This window comes from Paenibacillus donghaensis (genome assembly GCF_002192415.1).
Classification (GTDB): domain Bacteria; phylum Bacillota; class Bacilli; order Paenibacillales; family Paenibacillaceae; genus Paenibacillus_AQ; species Paenibacillus_AQ donghaensis.
Genome location: NZ_CP021780.1, coordinates 1,353,391 through 1,369,764, shown reverse-complemented (window position 1 = coordinate 1,369,764; position 16,374 = coordinate 1,353,391). Strand labels below are relative to the sequence as shown.

The 16,374-nt window shown below is 48.9% G+C and carries 14 protein-coding genes and 1 pseudogene; 5 read left to right on the top strand and 10 right to left on the bottom strand.

The window, feature by feature from the left end; all coding sequences use genetic code 11:
* The first annotated feature begins 94 nt into the window (after positions 1 to 94).
* From B9T62_RS05740 to B9T62_RS05725, 4 genes are all read left to right on the top strand, one after another.
* Positions 95 to 793 (top strand): response regulator transcription factor, encoded by a 699-nt coding sequence (locus B9T62_RS05740; protein ID WP_087914388.1) that lies wholly within the window; start codon positions 95 to 97, stop codon positions 791 to 793.
* 24 nt (positions 794 to 817) lie between these two features.
* Positions 818 to 2,269 carry a HAMP domain-containing sensor histidine kinase gene (locus tag B9T62_RS05735; protein ID WP_169834336.1) on the top strand — a complete coding sequence of 484 codons (1,452 nt, stop codon included), beginning with the start codon at positions 818 to 820 and terminating at the stop codon, positions 2,267 to 2,269.
* Between the two features lie 107 nt (positions 2,270 to 2,376).
* A complete protein-coding gene (locus B9T62_RS05730; RefSeq protein ID WP_087914386.1) occupies positions 2,377 to 3,141 on the top strand; it encodes an ABC transporter ATP-binding protein in 765 nt (254 codons plus the stop codon).
* The gene (locus tag B9T62_RS05725) at positions 3,141 to 5,543 is read left to right on the top strand and encodes an ABC transporter permease (RefSeq protein WP_087914385.1); all 2,403 of its coding nucleotides are present in this window, start codon (positions 3,141 to 3,143) and stop codon (positions 5,541 to 5,543) included. Before B9T62_RS05730 ends, B9T62_RS05725 begins: the two co-directional genes overlap by 1 nt.
* Before the next feature lie 56 nt (positions 5,544 to 5,599).
* On the opposite strand, the pseudogene B9T62_RS38735 reads toward B9T62_RS05725, so the two are convergent.
* From B9T62_RS38735 to B9T62_RS05715, 3 genes and pseudogenes are all read right to left on the bottom strand, one after another.
* Positions 5,600 to 5,792 (bottom strand): annotated as a pseudogene (locus B9T62_RS38735) (group II intron reverse transcriptase/maturase); the annotation flags it as partial.
* 98 nt (positions 5,793 to 5,890) lie between these two features.
* Entirely contained in the window at positions 5,891 to 6,298 is a 408-nt protein-coding gene (locus B9T62_RS05720; RefSeq protein ID WP_157685467.1) for a hypothetical protein, read from the bottom strand.
* Between the two features lie 128 nt (positions 6,299 to 6,426).
* The gene (locus tag B9T62_RS05715; protein WP_087914383.1) at positions 6,427 to 6,735 is read right to left on the bottom strand and encodes an ArsR/SmtB family transcription factor; all 309 of its coding nucleotides are present in this window, start codon (positions 6,733 to 6,735) and stop codon (positions 6,427 to 6,429) included.
* A 133-nt stretch (positions 6,736 to 6,868) separates the two neighbouring features.
* Here B9T62_RS05715 and B9T62_RS05710 point away from each other — a divergent pair, with 133 nt between their 5' ends.
* A complete protein-coding gene (locus B9T62_RS05710) occupies positions 6,869 to 7,234 on the top strand; it encodes a VOC family protein (protein WP_087914382.1) in 366 nt (121 codons plus the stop codon).
* Positions 7,235 to 7,560: 326 nt separating this feature from the next.
* Here B9T62_RS05710 and B9T62_RS05705 read toward each other — a convergent pair whose 3' ends face one another.
* From B9T62_RS05705 to B9T62_RS05675, 7 genes are all read right to left on the bottom strand, one after another.
* Positions 7,561 to 9,477, bottom strand: a complete 1,917-nt coding sequence (locus B9T62_RS05705) for an ABC transporter permease (RefSeq protein ID WP_245864355.1) — start codon at positions 9,475 to 9,477, stop codon at positions 7,561 to 7,563.
* The gene (locus B9T62_RS05700; RefSeq protein WP_087914381.1) at positions 9,461 to 10,246 is read right to left on the bottom strand and encodes an ABC transporter ATP-binding protein; all 786 of its coding nucleotides are present in this window, start codon (positions 10,244 to 10,246) and stop codon (positions 9,461 to 9,463) included. The genes B9T62_RS05705 and B9T62_RS05700 overlap by 17 nt, the downstream gene beginning before the upstream one ends.
* 101 nt (positions 10,247 to 10,347) lie before the next feature.
* Positions 10,348 to 11,376, bottom strand: a complete 1,029-nt coding sequence (locus B9T62_RS05695) for a sensor histidine kinase (RefSeq protein ID WP_245864354.1) — start codon at positions 11,374 to 11,376, stop codon at positions 10,348 to 10,350.
* 11 nt (positions 11,377 to 11,387) lie between these two features.
* Positions 11,388 to 12,071 carry a response regulator transcription factor gene (locus B9T62_RS05690; RefSeq protein ID WP_087914379.1) on the bottom strand — a complete coding sequence of 228 codons (684 nt, stop codon included), beginning with the start codon at positions 12,069 to 12,071 and terminating at the stop codon, positions 11,388 to 11,390.
* 92 nt (positions 12,072 to 12,163) lie between these two features.
* On the bottom strand, positions 12,164 to 13,588 hold the full coding sequence (locus B9T62_RS41200; protein WP_087914378.1) for a serine hydrolase domain-containing protein: 1,425 nt from the start codon (positions 13,586 to 13,588) through the stop codon (positions 12,164 to 12,166).
* Entirely contained in the window at positions 13,537 to 14,244 is a 708-nt protein-coding gene (locus B9T62_RS41195) for a serine hydrolase domain-containing protein (protein WP_087914377.1), read from the bottom strand. Before B9T62_RS41195 ends, B9T62_RS41200 begins: the two co-directional genes overlap by 52 nt.
* Positions 14,245 to 14,925: 681 nt before the next feature.
* A complete protein-coding gene (locus tag B9T62_RS05675; protein WP_087914376.1) occupies positions 14,926 to 16,374 on the bottom strand; it encodes a Sapep family Mn(2+)-dependent dipeptidase in 1,449 nt (482 codons plus the stop codon).

Sequence of the window (16,374 nt, the reverse complement as noted above, 5' to 3'; positions counted from 1 at the left end):
GATACAATCCGGATGAGGACGATCGGGCCTATTATAGCAGAATTAATAAATATCAGTTAGAATCATGAAAATAGAACCAATAGGAGAATAAGCCATGCATCAGCCCAAAAAGATACTCATCATTGAGGATGAACAGGATATTTCTCGTATCCTCAAGGATTATATTAAACTGCAAGGCTATGAAGTACATATTGCAGAGAATGGCATGGACGGTCTTCGGCTTGTGGATACCGTATTGCCCGATTTCATTATCCTGGATATTATGCTGCCTGATGCCAATGGAATTGAGCTGTGCAGGCAAATTCGAGATAAAACTCAAATTCCGATACTCATATTAAGTGCACGCGGCAGTGATACTGATAAAGTGCTGGGGCTGGGATTCGGTGCGGATGATTATATGACCAAGCCCTTCTCCTTGAGTGAATTAGTCGCAAGAATTCAGGCCCATCTCCGTAGAATTGAAGGTATGGGAAGCCTCTCGGGCCATGATGACTTGATCTGCCTGGGTTCTCTCACTATTGATAAAAAGGCCTATAAGACAACGCTCAACGGACGGGAGGTTTCCTTGTCTGCCAAAGAATTTGAACTGCTGTATTTTTTGGCTGAGCATAAAAACCAGGTATTCTCCAAGAGTCAGCTGCTCGATCAAATCTGGGGCTATACCTCCTATGGAGACGAAAGCACCATCACCGTATATATTCGCCGACTGCGGGAAAAGCTCGAAGCTGATCCTTCCAATCCTGCCTATATCAAGACCGTTTGGGGAGTCGGCTATAAATTTAATTTGGATTAAATGAGAGAATGGAGCAGCAGAACAATGTATTGGAGTAACTGGTTCAAAGCGTGGTTCGCCTCAGCTATCGCTTGTATATTGATTTTTGCCGGATGTGGAACATTCATCCTCTTCAAGCTTTCGCATCAGGAGCAGAATCCCCTTCCCTCCTATGTGGTGAATCAGGCACGCATCGAGGTAAGCGATATGATGTTTTTTCTGGAGCAGCATCATGAAGAGCTAGAGCTGGCTAGTCAGCACAATATCCGGGAAAAACTGCTCATGTTGAGTCAGCAGAAAAAGCTGAACCTGCTATACACCGGACTGGATGGCACGGTTCTATTCGCTTCCTCTACTCCGCTCCTATCAAATAAGGACAAGCTTGATCTCAAAAATGAGCTGCATTACGATTTATATACCGCCAAAACAGACCAGGCTTCCTTTAAACTAGCCTTCCCTGTCATCGATCCTAAGTCCGGGAGACAGACTGGAAATGCGATCTTCACCTTCCCTGAATCAGCCCTTGCCAACGAGCAAACTTCTCCCTTTCCAATCGCGGTTACGGTGCTCATGACTGCCTCACTCCTCCTTCTACTGCTCCTCCTGCTTCAGCTCAGCAAAAAATTAAATCACGATCTGCTCCTGCCTATCGTCGGCCTAAAGGATCATTCAGAGGCCATTCTCAAGGGGGACTATGAAAAGAAGGCGGACTATGGAAAACAGGATGAAATCGGTGAGGTTTATGCTGTGTTTGATCAAATGAGAAGTGAAATTATGGAGCTCAGTTTGCAAAGAGAAGCTCAGGATAAGGCCCAAAAAGAACTGATCTCCAATATTTCACATGATCTGAAAACCCCTTTGACAGCCGTCAAAGCTTATATTGAAGCGATACAGGCCGGGGTCTGCCCCGATCTGCCCGCTGTAATGGAATATATGGATATTATCCAAACACAAGCCAACAAAATGGCAGGATTGGTCGAGGACTTGCTTGTGCATGCTTTAAGGGATTTGGGACAAATCTCTGTTAACCCCGTCGAGTGCTACAGCAAGGAAATTTTCGAGAGCATCCTTAAGCCAATGGGTCCCTATATCCGTATGACAGGAGTGGAATTTATTGTACCGTCAGAGATTCCTAATGTACTGATTTGCATAGACCCCGTCAGAATCGAGCAGCTCCTGTCTAATCTCATCGCTAATGCTTTGAAGCACACAACTGCAGGCGATTCAATCCGTATAGCTATTGCTCAGCAGCACAATCAGCTCAAGGTGACCGTATCCGACACAGGTGAAGGGATTCTGCCGCAGGACATGCCTTTTATTTTTGAGCGTTATTTTCAGGGACATGCTCCTTCACAATATGAGAAGCGGTTCAATGAAGGCTCCGGATTGGGTCTATCCATTTGCAAGCATATTATTGAAGCCCATCAAGGAAGCATTTCCTTTAAGAGCATGAAGCATCAGGGAACTGAATTTTATCTCACCCTGCCATTATGCTAAACCCGGAATTAGCCTGTAATACTTTATTAATATCCTGATAAGCTTATTGCAAGATTAACCCTCTACAATTGAAAAAAAAGAGCAATACAGGAGGGACATACATATACATGACGAAAGCCACCATCATCCAAACCAAAAACCTGTGTAAAACCTATTCAACGGGCAGCGAGCAGTTCCATGCCATCCGTAACATCGATTTGGATATCTACCAAGGAGACTTTACGGTCATCATGGGAGATTCCGGGTCAGGAAAATCAACGCTCCTCTACCTGCTCAGCGGCTTGGATTCCTTAACTGCAGGGGAGGTCTATTTCCATCAGCAGCGCACAGATAACTTCTCCGAGAAGGAGCTGGCCAACTTCAGGGCCAAAAAAATCGGCTATGTCTATCAGAGCAGCAACCTGGTGCCTGATCTGACACTTTTTGAGAATATTGTCTTGCCCGGCTATGTTGCTGGAACTCCCAAGCGCGAGGTAAAGCAAAAGGCGCTGTCGTTGATGCAGGCCATGAGTATTGAAGCGTTGCGCTTCCGCCTGCCTGCCGAAGTATCAGGGGGGCAGCAGCAAAGAGCTGCGATAGCACGGGCGCTCATCAATGCACCGGAGATCCTTTTTGCCGATGAACCGACGGGGAGCCTGAATTATGAGCAGGGAGTTGCCGTACTGGACATCCTGACAAGCATGAATAACCAAGGCCAATCCATCGTCATGGTCACCCATGATATCAAAGCCGCCTGCCGGGCGAATCGGCTGATTTTTATCCGGGATGGAAAAGTAGGCGGGATGCTGGAATTTGATTCCTTTTCCCCGGATCAGCTGCAAGACAGAGAATCACTCATCTTCTCCTATATTTCAGAAAGGGGTAATGCGTGATGGTTGCAATATGGTCAATTTGCCTGGGGAATTTGAGAAGGCGCAAGGTTCAGAACAGTCTGATTGCTTTGCTCCTTCTGCTATCCACCCTGCTGATAAATACCGCGTTAACCGTTATTTCAAACTCGGAGAATCTGTATGAAGACCTGCATCGTGAAACCAAAGGGTCCCATGAGCTTTTAAATCTGACCAAAGGGCAACATGATCCTCAGAGGGTAGAGGAATGGTGGGCAAGCCAAAAGGGAATAACGGCATCCGTCCTTCTGCCTTACAAGCCTTTGGCCGGAGTCATGCACCATGGAGAAGATATACCCAACCTGTATATATATATGATGAATACACCAGATCGACCCTTTGGCACCGATGAGCTGGTATTTGCCCAAGGTAAAGAAGTTGTGCAGCCAGAGCCGGGGACCATTTGGATCCCTACCTCCCTCGCCTACAAAAATGACGTTTCGATCGGGGATGAGCTTCAGTTTAAAGCTGGTGAAGAACCTTTACGTTTGACTGTTTCGGCTGTCGTAATCGACCTTCCGCAGGGCGGACCTTTTTCCACAACGGCACGCATCTGGATGAACAACACTGATTATCAGCATGACCTGAACTCCGTACCAGGTGCTGATTCGTATCTTATGGGCATCCGGTTCGATGATTATAGCCAGCGTGCCGGTTATTGGGAACGATTTGAAAGCTTTTTGGGCACCCCTTTTATGGAAGAGAGAACAACCTATGAGCAAATTTCCGCCTTCTACTTTATCATGAATAAAATCATCGGATTTGTCATGAGCTTCCTCGGCATTGTGATGATGCTGGTCGCCTTGTTTACCATCGGCTTTACGATTTCAGATGCCATTCTGTCCAACTACAAAACCATTGGGATCTTTAAATCCCTGGGCCTGTCTTCAAGTAAAATTATATATACGTATATAGCCCAATACAGTTTTCTTTCGCTCCTTACCATCATACCGGGGTTAATCCTCAGCCGTTTTTTATCCGGAATTATTATTGAACAGTCACTCTCCTTTTTAAAAACAGATCACTCCCCTATTCATATTCAAGGCGGTGGAACAGAATTAATCGTAGGGTTCGGAATACTGCTTCTAATTCTCCTATGTGTGTTGTTGTATGCAAGCAAAGCCCGTTCCATCCAGCCGATGCAAGCCATTCGCTACGGTATGTCTGAAGCGGCCCATAGCCGCATCACCAAACGGTGGACTGAGGGGCATAAACGGGTAAAAGAATTTGAGCGGTGGCCGGTTCCTTTCGTTATCGGACTGAGAAATGTAACTAAAAATCTAAAGGGCTCCATCCTGATGGTCATTCTGACAACCGTAACATCGGCAGTGCTTGTATTTGGTCTGGTCCTATTGAACAGTATCAACCAAATGCAAGAAACGTCACCGTTATGGGGGTATGATTCCTCAGACGTTGCTCTCATGGTCGTAAATAATTCAACTTTCAACCGTGAAAGCATAGAAGCTGATATTCAAGCGGACCCCCGGGTCCTCCACCTGAATTGGGCTGGTCCGGCCATTGGGGTTGTTCCCGCAGACAAGACGCAGAGCTCCGGGTCCACGGGCAACCATTCGCAATCTGTCAGCATTCCGCTTACTGTGGTCGATGGAAGTCTGGATGAAATCGGATTTGCCTCCTTGTCGGGACGAAATCCGCACAACAGGAATGAAATATCAATTGGCATTAATATATCCCGGCAGCTTAAGAAAGAACTTGGGGATATCATCGAGCTTTATATAGAAGGGGAGCGGCATTCTTTTACAGTGACCGGTATATATCAATCGATTGCCAATATGTCCAATCAAGCTAGAGTGACCGCAGATGCTGTAAATAAGCTAAGTACCGATGTCGGTTATATAAATTTGAAGAATAGCGCCGATGCTGGTGAAATAGTGCAGCAGCTTAATGATAAATACGGCTCAAGCATTCAGTCGATCAAGCAGCAAACCCTACTCGATTCGGTGTTTAAGGAGGCTGCAGCGGTGCTGCTCATTCCAATGAGTATTCTAGGCTTGTTATTTCTCATGGTTACATGTCTGATTATCTATAGTACCTGCCGGATTCATATCCGCAAGGAAACCAAAACCTACGGCATCTATAAATCCATTGGGCTAACCTCCAATGCGTTGCGGGGTGCTGTGACTTGGGGAATTGTAGCTCTTTCGGCTATCGGAGCAAGCCTGGGGATTATCTGCGGAGTACATCTTCTGCCTTCCCTATTGAGAGGTCTTCTATCCTCATACGGGATCGTTAAGCTGCCACTCCTTATGCAATGGACAGGCATAACCCTGCTTGCTTTACTCATTATGGCTGTGGCAAGCGTTGGCTGCTGGATTGCATCCAGAGTGATCCGCAGCACCTCACCGCGAATTCTCATAACGGAATAGCCAGTGTACTGGAATAAGCGAATCGTTCAGTACATTCTAATTCTGATATGAAACTAGACTCCGGCGTTCAGATAGGCACGAATCAGTTTCAAGACCCCTTTGTCTGTTACCTTTCGTGCCACTCGTGCCATCAGCATATCGTGATTGACCCGGTGCGCTCTTTCCCGGACGAAAGCCGTAGCTGTACCACGAAAATTGCGCGTCAAAAATCGAACTCATCACTTGCAGAAGCGCATGCTGGAGAAACCGGTAGCAATTCCTGCCTTGATGGAGGAATTGCTTGTTGTTGTTTGTTCAGCATTCATTCGACTACCCCGGCAATGCTGATGCGCATCGATTCTCATGTTTCACCCCAGCAGAATATCCGTATAGTAATAGCAAGAACCAGGTGATGTTGTGTCCTGAAGTGCTACCGGCAAGATGTACACCTCCAGAGGACAGCCATTTCTGATAGCTTCTACTTCTATCTGATGGCTTCCGGCTTCTAACGTTAACTCCACCCATTGTTCTTGAGGCGCACGATGATACGCCGGCATGAATTCTAACGTTTCATTGCACTCAATCACGATCTGTCCGTTCAACTTCAACGTTACAGGACTATTCGCAGCCGCAATAAGTCGAAGCTTCCGTTCGATCGGGTTAGTGAGCGTCGTTTGCGCCCGGTAAACTCCGTCTGCTGGCAACCGAGCAGAGTTTAACCCAAGAGCCTTCTCCCACTCCACACGATTCCCTGAGACATACATCTCTTTTCCCACTCCGCCATCCGGACCCCAAACGATCCATCTGGATGAGCTGACTAATGCGAAAGTCACTTTCTGAACGGCCCATACCGCGTGGTCATGACTTCGCGTCCAGCGAAAAGAAAGCTCATGGCTTGCGGCTGCTACCGTCCCAGCCATGATTCCCGTGTCCCACTGGAAGGATTCGTCCATATAAGCGCAGACAATTTATTAGCCCAGTATTGTTCAAAAAAAGCGAGCCAATCCTGCAGCTCCAACAAAGGCTCCGGCTGAAGCTTGTACCGGGTTTCCCGTCCGACTTTCTGACTGCTGACAAGCTGGGCATCGAACAGAACCTGCAGATGCTTGTTGACAGCCGTCCGGATGATCGGGAAGCAATCCGTAATGGATGCAATGGACATTTCCTTATCAGCAGGCAACTTTAACAGACTGCGGAGCCTTCCATACTTTATCGATTGGAGCGTTGAGGATAATGGTTTGACGGATTTCTTGCAGTGGTTAGATTGATAGCGATCCGCCCTGTGTCAGTGCAAAATGGCGTATAATGAAAAAAATAGAATATTCACTGAAGGGGATATTAAAATCATGAACTTGAGCCTGAATTGGATTACGCTTAGGGTGCGCGATTTGGAGGCATCCCTTAATTTTTATCATAGCATTCTGGGACTTCCGGTTGACCGCAGATTTGAGAGCAGAGGAAGACAGATTGTTATGTTAGGCCCGGAGGGGCAGCCTAAGATCGAGCTTATCCAGGGAACCGACCCGGCTCTGAAGCCGGAATGCGGCGTTTCCGTTGGTTTCGAGGTGGAGTCACTGGATAAGGCAATAGAGAATTTAAATAACCAGGGTATCCCGGTAGCGCGCGGACCGATCACGCCGAATCCCCACCTGCGGTTCTTTTATATTCTGGACCCGGACGGCTTCGAGATACAGATAGCGGAACACAGCTAGACCAGCTTTGTCGCTCAAACTTAACCACACTGCCACAAGCAGGCTAAAGAATAACCTGCGAAGGCCTGTCCAGTAACTAATTTTCACCTCAGTTCCTGTGCTGCGGACTCAGGAGCCCCTATTTGCTGCAAAAAACGTGTTTTGTCCGCCTAACGGACTCAGCTGCCCTTATTCAAACGAATCACCTCTGCTTAGAGCCTGTTTTGACTAAATAACGGCTATACAGTCCGCAAAACTCAAAAACTTCGCAGGAATGGGGAAATAGAGGCTATACGGTCCGCTTGGGTCTTGGTTACATTAATTACGGGTGGGAAGCGTATCTGGTCCTACAGCGCCTCCCTCACAATACGGCGGTAATAAACAACGGTGAGAACAGCAAACAGAAAATAGATGAGTGTGTATACCGACATAGCAATAGCGGCCGGGAAGGTGAGGTTGGACAAGCTCAGCGCGGAAGCTGCTTTTACGGCGAAGATGGAATGCAAAAGCCCGATCGCCAGCGGAATCGCGAATACAAATATCTGCTTGCGGATAATACCGCCCATAATCTCACGTTCTCCGAATCCGAGTTGCCGCAGAATCGTATAGCTTGTCCGCTCCTGCTCCGCCTCTGTCATCTGCTTGAAATACAGGATACTGCCCGTGGAGATCAGGAAGATAAGGCCGAGAAAACCTGCTATAAAAATGATCAGCCCGAATTTTCGGAGCGATCCTTTATAAAATGCATCGAAATCAGGATTGACCCCCTCTTCCTTGACATATTTCGCATAGATGCCAGATGCCGCTGCACGCTCACTCTTATCCGCAATTTGGTAGGTGTCGATGCGAAGGTCTTCATATTCGGGGGAAACCGGCATTTGCTCACGAATAGTCCTTATCGTCGCTACCGGCATAACCAACTGATGGCCCTGTAAGCTGTAATTCATGGCATAGCGATCATATCCTCGGGTTACATTGATTTGGACACGAACCTCGCTTGCGCTCAATTCAACTGCCTGTGGAAAAGTAACCGGGGTAAGCTCCTTGCTTAATGCCTTCTTCAGGCCAGTGTACCACGCAGCCTCACCCTGCCCTGGGACGATAATATCTGCACCACTTGCCTGCAACTGCTCTGCCGCGAGCAGCAATAGGCTGCGATCGTCCTCTTGCCCTTTGCCGATCGTCCCTGCCAGCCGGATAGCATCCACCTTTCGATGAGCAAACCTAATTCCAACCTTCTTCAGCTCAACACGAAATGACTTCGCAGCCTGCTCATTATTTTCAAAGATGAAATCGTAGGGCAACATTTCCCTAGACTCACTCTCCGCCGAATAGTATAGCGAATAAGAGATGGCCACCATCGTCAGTGTCATCGCGGACAGAACGGTAATCAGTGTGAGCGAGTTCGCATTGCCTTTCATGCGATGCATGATCGGGGCTAGCGACAAACTGTTTTTTAGCCCGAGCTGTCCGTCTTTGCCCTTTCGTATCTGGTAGAACAACCAGCCTATCGTCACACGAAACAGCAGATAGGTCCCAAGAATGGTCGAGGCAAGAATAACAAGTAACTGCAGGAACAGATTCTGGCCAAGCGTTTGGCTGGAGAGCAGATAGCCCATAGCGATCAGTACAATACCGAGCAGCCCCATCAAAGCGGACAGAACGGTCTTCGGCTGTTGCGGATGATCACCTTGCTTGTCCGCTTTGAACAGGTCGAGTAACGTTGAGCGGTAAACCTTGAACAACATTTGTACCATGGTAAGGCCGATTAGCACAGTAAATACGATGACGGTCTGCAAGGCGGCTCCACTCGAGAACGACAGGGTCACTGCACTTTCTATACCTATAAGTTTCATCAATATCAGCACAAAAAGCCGCGCCACAAGCGCGCCCCCGCCAATCCCGATCAGGAGCGCCCCCATCCCAAGCAGCGCACTCTCGGTAATCAGCAATCTCGCTACCGCGCTGTGCGTCAGACCCACCAGCTGATACAGTCCGATTTCCTTACTGCGTCTTTTCAGAAAAATGCTGTTCGCGTAGATCATGAATACAACCACAATCGCGAGCATCAAAATCCCGGCCGCATTAAACACCGAAGTGAACTGAATATCGCCGAATGTGACTGCCATTACCGATGAGTCATACTGCAATGTTGCGAACACGAAATAAAGCGTTGTACTGAAAATAAGTGCGAAATAATACAGGTAGTAATGTTTAATATTTATCCGCATACCACGGATGATCAACTCAAACAGTGTCAACATGATCACCCCCGAGCACGGCCTGCACATTCAATATATCTTTGAAGAAAGCTTGCCGCGTCTTGCTGCCACGGTACAATTCGGAATACAGCATTCCGTCCTTCAAAAACACGACGCGGCTGCAATAGCTCGAGGCTACAGCATCATGAGTCACCATCATAATGGTAATGTTGCGCTGCCGGTTAAGCTCCTCCATCATTCCCAATAGAGAGGAAGCCGCCTTCGAATCCAAAGCGCCTGTCGGCTCATCCGCAAATACGATAGAGGGCCGGTGGATTAGTGCGCGTGCAGCAGACGTTCGTTGCCGCTGCCCCCCGGAAATTTCATGCGGGTATTTATGGGCAATCTCCCCGATGCCGAGATCTGCAGCAATAGCCTGAAATTCAGCCTCCGCCGCTGCTTTCTTCATCTTACCGAGGGAAACGGGCAGTAGGATATTCTCTTTCACCGTCAACGTATCGAGTAAATTGTAGTCCTGAAAAATGAAGCCCAGCTTCTTGCGCCGAAAAACAGACAATTCTGCATTTTTCATCTTCGAGATGTCCGTATCTTCGACAAATATTTTCCCTTCCGTCGCTTTATCAATAGTCGCCAACACATTGATCAAAGTCGACTTCCCCGACCCGGACGGCCCCATGATCCCGACAAATTCACCTTCCACTACACGTAGGTTGATGCCCTTCAGCACCTGCTGAACATTTCCCCTGACACCAAATGATTTACGGACTTCCTGCGCATGCAGCACGGTTTGTAGCCTATTGTTTGGATTCATCTCCATAGCCTCCACTCTGATCTATCTTTCATTCTAGAGAAACAGGCCTTGCCCGTCGCCCGTATCAGATGACAAGCAGGAGGTTCTACGTGACAATATTATCATATGGAAGTCCGGACGGATTCAAACGCATTGATAACCGTGAAGGTCATCTGCATAGTCGTTCCTGTATTCGGCTCCGACTGTACTGTTAACGAAATCCCGATTTTGACAGCAACAGTTTGCGCTAAATAGAGCCCCAATCCAGTTGCCGCATTGTGCAATCTTCCGTTCCCCCCAGTAAATCCTTTATCGAAAATACGGGGCAATTCATGTGCGGCGATGCCCGGTCCTTCATCTCTAATCGTCATCCGGACATGTCCGTCAGGTGTGACTGTAGTCGACAGACAGATCATTCCACCTTCCGGGCTATACTTGACCGCATTCGTCAATATTTGCCGGATAATAAAACGGCACCATTTGCGGTCCGTTCTAACTAATGTCTCTTCCCCTTCAAACTCGACAGCTATATTTTTCTCCACACACCAGGAGGTAAGCTCACGTACTTCCTGAGCAGCAAGCCGCTGGATGCCAGTCTGTTCCAACATATAATCAGCTTCAAGCGACGGCAAACGTGAAATGTATAATTGCTGGTCGATGAGCAGATGGATCCGCAGCCATTCCGATTCAATTTTACGCATCGCCGGATTGTCCCTGTTCGCATCGATTGTCAATTTCACTGCAGTCAGTGGCGTCTTTACCTCATGCACCCAGGCAGCAATATAATCCTGCTCCATCGATCGGGCAGCATTGCTATTCGATATTTTATGCCAGTACCAGTGGTCCACTGCCCGTAAGAGCTCGTTCGTGGCTTCCTCCTGATACAAATAAGCAGACGGCAATGTTTCAACCCAATCTTCCTGGATCTCTTCAGCCAGTTCCGTCAGTGCTCGCGGATACTTCGTTTCTTTTCGACAACGCCACCCAAGGAAAGTAACCATAGCTAGAATTAGCAGCATGTTTAAATAGAGCATCGAGTCACCTCGGATGGAAATGCCATTGTCGATCCAGATCAGTAAATCCACAAACAACAATGAAAGCAGGAAGAAAACAATCCAGCTTTTCCTGTCATACAGATAGCGAAATAACAAGCTTTTCTCCCTCATAACGTAGACGCCATATAGCCAAGCCCTTTCTTCGTTACAATGGCTTCATCCAGTTGGAACAGCGCCAGCTTTTGACGCAACCGTGTTATATTCGCTGTCAGCGTATTGTCATTGACGAAAGATTCATCATCCCACAGCTTGCGGATCAGATCCTGGCGTGAAATCACTTTATCCTTCGCCTTGACGAGTACAACTAGAATAAAAAATTCATTCTTGGTTAATAACACATCCTGCCCATCCTTGCGGATCAACCCACGCTTCATATCAATAATGGTGCCGTTCCATTCGATAAGATCATCAGCTTCCTCTCTGTAAGCATAGGTCCGGCGGAGAATCGCCTGTATTTGCGCCAACAGCACGTCCATATGAAACGGCTTTTGAATATAATCGTCCGCCCCCATATTCATCGCCATCACCATATCCAGAGGATGATCACGCGAAGATAGAAATAGAATCGGCACTTTGGACACTGCCCGAATCTCCCGGCACCAGTGAAAACCGTCATACATCGGGAGTTGTATATCTATGATGACCAGTTGGGGCTGTACTTCAATATAGGTGCTCATCACATCATCAAATCGCTCCGGTCCCGTGACGTGAAACGACCACTGCTCCAATCTTTCCTTTAGGGAAGCAAAAATGGCAGCATCATCTTCGATAATAAATATATTAAAATCCATAACGACCAGCTCCCTTCCCGCTATTGCACCTCCATCATACCATTCCGTGCAAAAAGGAAGGGCAAATGAATTGCCCCCCTCCTCTAATGACCTTATTTCGGAAGCAGCATCGTGAACAGCAGAGCCGCCAGTTCCTGCTTGTTGAGCGCCCGCTGAGAGCCGTAGTCGAACATGCCGTTCGATTCTGTCACCTCCGGTCCATGCAGCTTCCAGCTTACTGCAGAACTGACAGCATCGGCAGCCCATTTCGACGTACCCGGTGCGAGTACAGCCGTGGAATCCGGCACCCTAATCCCCGTTACAGTAAGTAAGCGGTAAACGATAGCGGCTGCTTCTTCACGAAGAATCGGACGGTCCGGTTCGAACAAGCCGCTCCCCGTTCCATTCAACATACCAGCCTCGACAGCGGCTTGTATATCCTTTCGATACGGAGAATTTTCAATATCCTTGAATAAGGACGGGTTTGAAGATTCAGGGATGCTCCATATCGCGTTAAAAGCATGGATGAACGCTCCGCGGATGACCGTTTGCGTAGGTTGAAATGGCTCTGACAAATCTTCCGTTAAGTAGCCCAGTGACTTCAGGCTCAGAATGTAGCTGGCATACGGATGATCGGCCGATACATCCGGGAATTCGGCTAGATCCTCCGATATTTTACCCGCATAGCTGAATAAATTAGAGTATTTCATATAGATAATACGGCCCTCGGCATCCGTCTTGAATGCTAGAGGGTTACCCTCATCATCAACGAACAGCAGCTCGTCGATCTGCTTCAGCTGGTGACGGCTAAGCGTATCGCTCACCATTAGCGTACCGTCTCCTGCCACTTCGACTTTGGTCAGTAATTTAATCCGCAAATCGGAGTACAAGCCTTCAAACTTGGCAAGATGCTCTGCGGACTGCACTTTGAAACCCAACGGATCATACGACGATTTGCCACTCGCATAATAATGATTCATAAAAGCGGTAAACAGATCATTTCGCAAATCCTGATTCGCATTGTATGAAACGAAGACTCCCGTTTTGCGGTCGGGTAGAATCCATAAGAGTGAACTATAGCCGAGAATATCCCCACCTTTGGAGATCACATCTTCACCGTTCGTTGTGGACGGAATAACAGGCGATTCAAAGCCATAGGTCGTATCCGGCAAATCCGGATGTATAGCCATCTGGTATGTCGACATCGCCTTCACCGATTCAGGTGACAGGATAACCGAACCGTCCGCCGCCCGGCCCTCATTCAGAAAAGCTTTCATAAACAGTGCCATATCAGAGGCTGTCGATAACATACTCCCCTCCGGCCATTCACTCGGCGAAAAACCATATACCGGAATAGCGTTGCCCTCCGCATCGTAAGAAGGTACGAGCCGACGGGCCAAATCTTTGGTCACGCTAAAGCTGCTTGAAGTCATACCGAGCGGCTTAAACAGATGTTTTTGTACATAGCTCCCGAACGATTCTCCGCTTACCTGCTGAACAATGTATCCTTGCAGCCTAGATGCGAAGTTATCATACATATATGACGTTCCCGGCTTGCGGACAACAGGGGGAATACATCATAGATGCTTTCTTTTAAAGAAATCGGTTGCTGGGAAGGGTCAAATAAATAGCTGGCATCGGTAGGTTCGCGCACTTCAAAACCGGTCGTATGCGTCAACAGATTCTCTATCGTTACTGGTGTATCGAAGGAATTTGTTATTTGGTAACCATCCAGGTACTTTTCAATGTTGTCCTGCAGTGAAATTTTCCCTTGATCGACAAGTTGCATCATGGCAGTGGCTGTGAATACTTTGGAAACGGAGCCGACCCGAAAGGTAGCACGGATTGCGTCTTCCTGTGACTTCGAGGTTGGGTTAGTTATACCGTAGCCTTTGGATACGAGCACTTTCCCGCCCTGAACGACAGATATCGCAGCGGCTCCGGCTTTTTGCTTGATGGCATCCTGGGCAAAAAAAGCGTCAAGAAACGCCTCGACTTCCTTGGCATCACGGGGTCCGCTCTTTAAATCTCCCGGGGCAGCGCTGGTGAGTGCGGCAAGCTGCTTGACGGAGGTAACCGAAGCCGACTCAGGCTGCTGAGCGAACGCGCTTGCTTCACCGACAAGCGTCAACGTCAGCAGAGCGGTCAGGATGCGAACCCTGCGGCGGGTTTTGTTATTCTTATTCTTATTCAACTAGAATCCTCTCCTTGCTTCCCTTAAATTTGGGGTTAACCCAAGTCAGATTGAACAGGCAGTTCCAACACACTTATTGTATGGTTTAGAGCAAGCATTGTCGTTCGATCCAGGTGATAAGCAGGAGGGGGTTTGTTACATTGTTGTCACCAACCGCTCGAAGAAAGAAAACAGAAGCACACAATTAGAAGAAGATTAGCCACAATCATGTGGAGACCTGTAACCAGTAACCCATTTTCACTTCGACTCCTGCCGTGCGGACTCAGGAGCCCCTATTTTTTTGTAAAACGCATGTTTTGCCAGTCTAACGGACTCAGATGCCCTTATTCAAGCAAATCACCTCTGTTTGGGGCCTGTTTTGACTAAATAACTGCTATACAGTCCGCAAAACTCAAAAACATCGCAGAAATGAGGAAATAGCGGCTATACGGTCCGCATGGGAGCTGGTTACTTTAAACACTGAACACACCAAAAAAACGGCATCTCTGCCGTTTCTTTAGGATGGATTGTCAGGGGCTAGAACCCTGGACCTGCGGAGGTCTGCACCGGAAAACGCAAGAACTCGTCGGCCCAGCGAGTGGTGTCGCCTGGAATACATGATTTCCGCTTCGTACGCTTCGGCAGCATCATGCCCGTTGGTCATAATTTAAATGAAGTAAAATTTGATTCATCCTATACGGTTTATCTTGGTTGCTCTCCCTCGCTTAACAGCTTGTCAATGGTCAGGACCGCCTCTACATAGATCCGGAAGGCATCCCATAGGGTCTCCAATTGAATCGCCTCGTCCGGCTGATGCCCCCCTCCTCTCCCGGCTGGAAAGACGGAAGGCTGGTCCCTGCGCAAGGGACCAAAGGCTGCGCCCCGCGGAAGCCATCTGGCATGGGTTATGCCTCCCATAGCATAAGGGGGCTGATCAGTGCCCAACTGGCGGTTGGCCAGCTCGCACAGCGCAACGACGAAGCGGTCATCCTTGGGAATATGATGGGGCGGGCTGTCCTCGGTGCGGACCAGCTGCATGCCGTATCGGGTGGCCGCGCTTGCCAGCTGCTCCAGTATGTCCGTGCAGTCCTGTGTGACTCCGTAGCGGACATCACATAACAAGCTGAGTCTGCCGTCCCGGATCTGCACGGCACCCGCATTGCTGGTGGCTGCTCCCGCCTCATCGCGGAATGCGATGCCCAAGCAATGTCCGTAAGGGCTGCAGAAGCATTCCTTCACAAAGGTCAGGGCCCGGACGGCCGAAGCGCCTTGAATCAGACCGCTCTCCACAAGAGCGGCGGCCAACTTGACGGCGGCATTATCCGTTCCCTCGGGAAAGGCGGCATGTCCCGCCTGGCCCTGAACCGTAATCCGCACGCCCTCCGGCGCGGATTCCACCGTGAAGGCCGGAGGCAGCAGCCGGCGCGCATGATCAGGAACAACTCCCCCTAGCAGCGCCGTAGCTGAGGCGGGAACCACGTTATAATCCGTTCCTCCGCTGAAGGACAACAGATTGCCTTCCTTCACTTCACCTTCAAAATCCGCACGCAGCATCCCCTTCTCCGCATAGCAAATCGGGAAATAGGCATCAGGCACAATTCCGAACAGAGGGGGCTCGTGCTTGGACAGAAAATGCCTGATATCCCGCATCCCGTTCTCTTCGTTGCAGCCGAGAAAGAGGTATAGACCATGCTCCAGCTTCATACTGCTCTCCGCAAAAAATTTCAGTACATACAGCGCCGCCACAGCAGCCATTTTATTGTCCATGGCTCCCCGGCCAAAGAGATAGCCGTCCCGGACAAAGGGCTCATAGGGCGGAAAGCCCCAGCCTTCACCTTCCGGAACAACGTCCAGATGGGCAAAAAAACCGATGCTTCCCTTTCCCTGTTCCCCGGCAGCAGCAAGCTGTCCCTTGACGCCGTAGCCGTCAAAGGCTGTAACGTCCAGTTTCTCCCGCAGCATCAGTCTGACGGCTTCATCCAGAGCGGCTGCGCAGCCCTCTCCAAAGGGATGAGAGCTTCCGGGAGCGTAGGCTTGTCCGACGCTGTTGATTCGGATCAGGCCCTTGGCATCCCCGATCATCCGAAGCCGGTTTGCCTCAAGAAACTGCGTAATCTGTTGGTCCAGTTCCCGGCCGCTCCACTCCTCCAT

Coding starts and splice junctions, on each gene's coding strand:
- B9T62_RS05675 (WP_087914376.1), bottom strand. CDS start 16,374: ATGGAGGAGTGGAGCGGCCGGGAACTGGACCAACAGATTACGCAGTTT.
- B9T62_RS05725 (WP_087914385.1), top strand. CDS start 3,141: ATGGTTGCAATATGGTCAATTTGCCTGGGGAATTTGAGAAGGCGCAAG.
- B9T62_RS05740 (WP_087914388.1), top strand. CDS start 95: ATGCATCAGCCCAAAAAGATACTCATCATTGAGGATGAACAGGATATT.
- B9T62_RS05735 (WP_169834336.1), top strand. CDS start 818: ATGTATTGGAGTAACTGGTTCAAAGCGTGGTTCGCCTCAGCTATCGCT.
- B9T62_RS05700 (WP_087914381.1), bottom strand. CDS start 10,246: ATGAATCCAAACAATAGGCTACAAACCGTGCTGCATGCGCAGGAAGTC.
- B9T62_RS05730 (WP_087914386.1), top strand. CDS start 2,377: ATGACGAAAGCCACCATCATCCAAACCAAAAACCTGTGTAAAACCTAT.
- B9T62_RS05710 (WP_087914382.1), top strand. CDS start 6,869: ATGAACTTGAGCCTGAATTGGATTACGCTTAGGGTGCGCGATTTGGAG.
- B9T62_RS05705 (WP_245864355.1), bottom strand. CDS start 9,477: ATGTTGACACTGTTTGAGTTGATCATCCGTGGTATGCGGATAAATATT.
- B9T62_RS05690 (WP_087914379.1), bottom strand. CDS start 12,071: ATGGATTTTAATATATTTATTATCGAAGATGATGCTGCCATTTTTGCT.
- B9T62_RS41200 (WP_087914378.1), bottom strand. CDS start 13,588: ATGTATGATAACTTCGCATCTAGGCTGCAAGGATACATTGTTCAGCAG.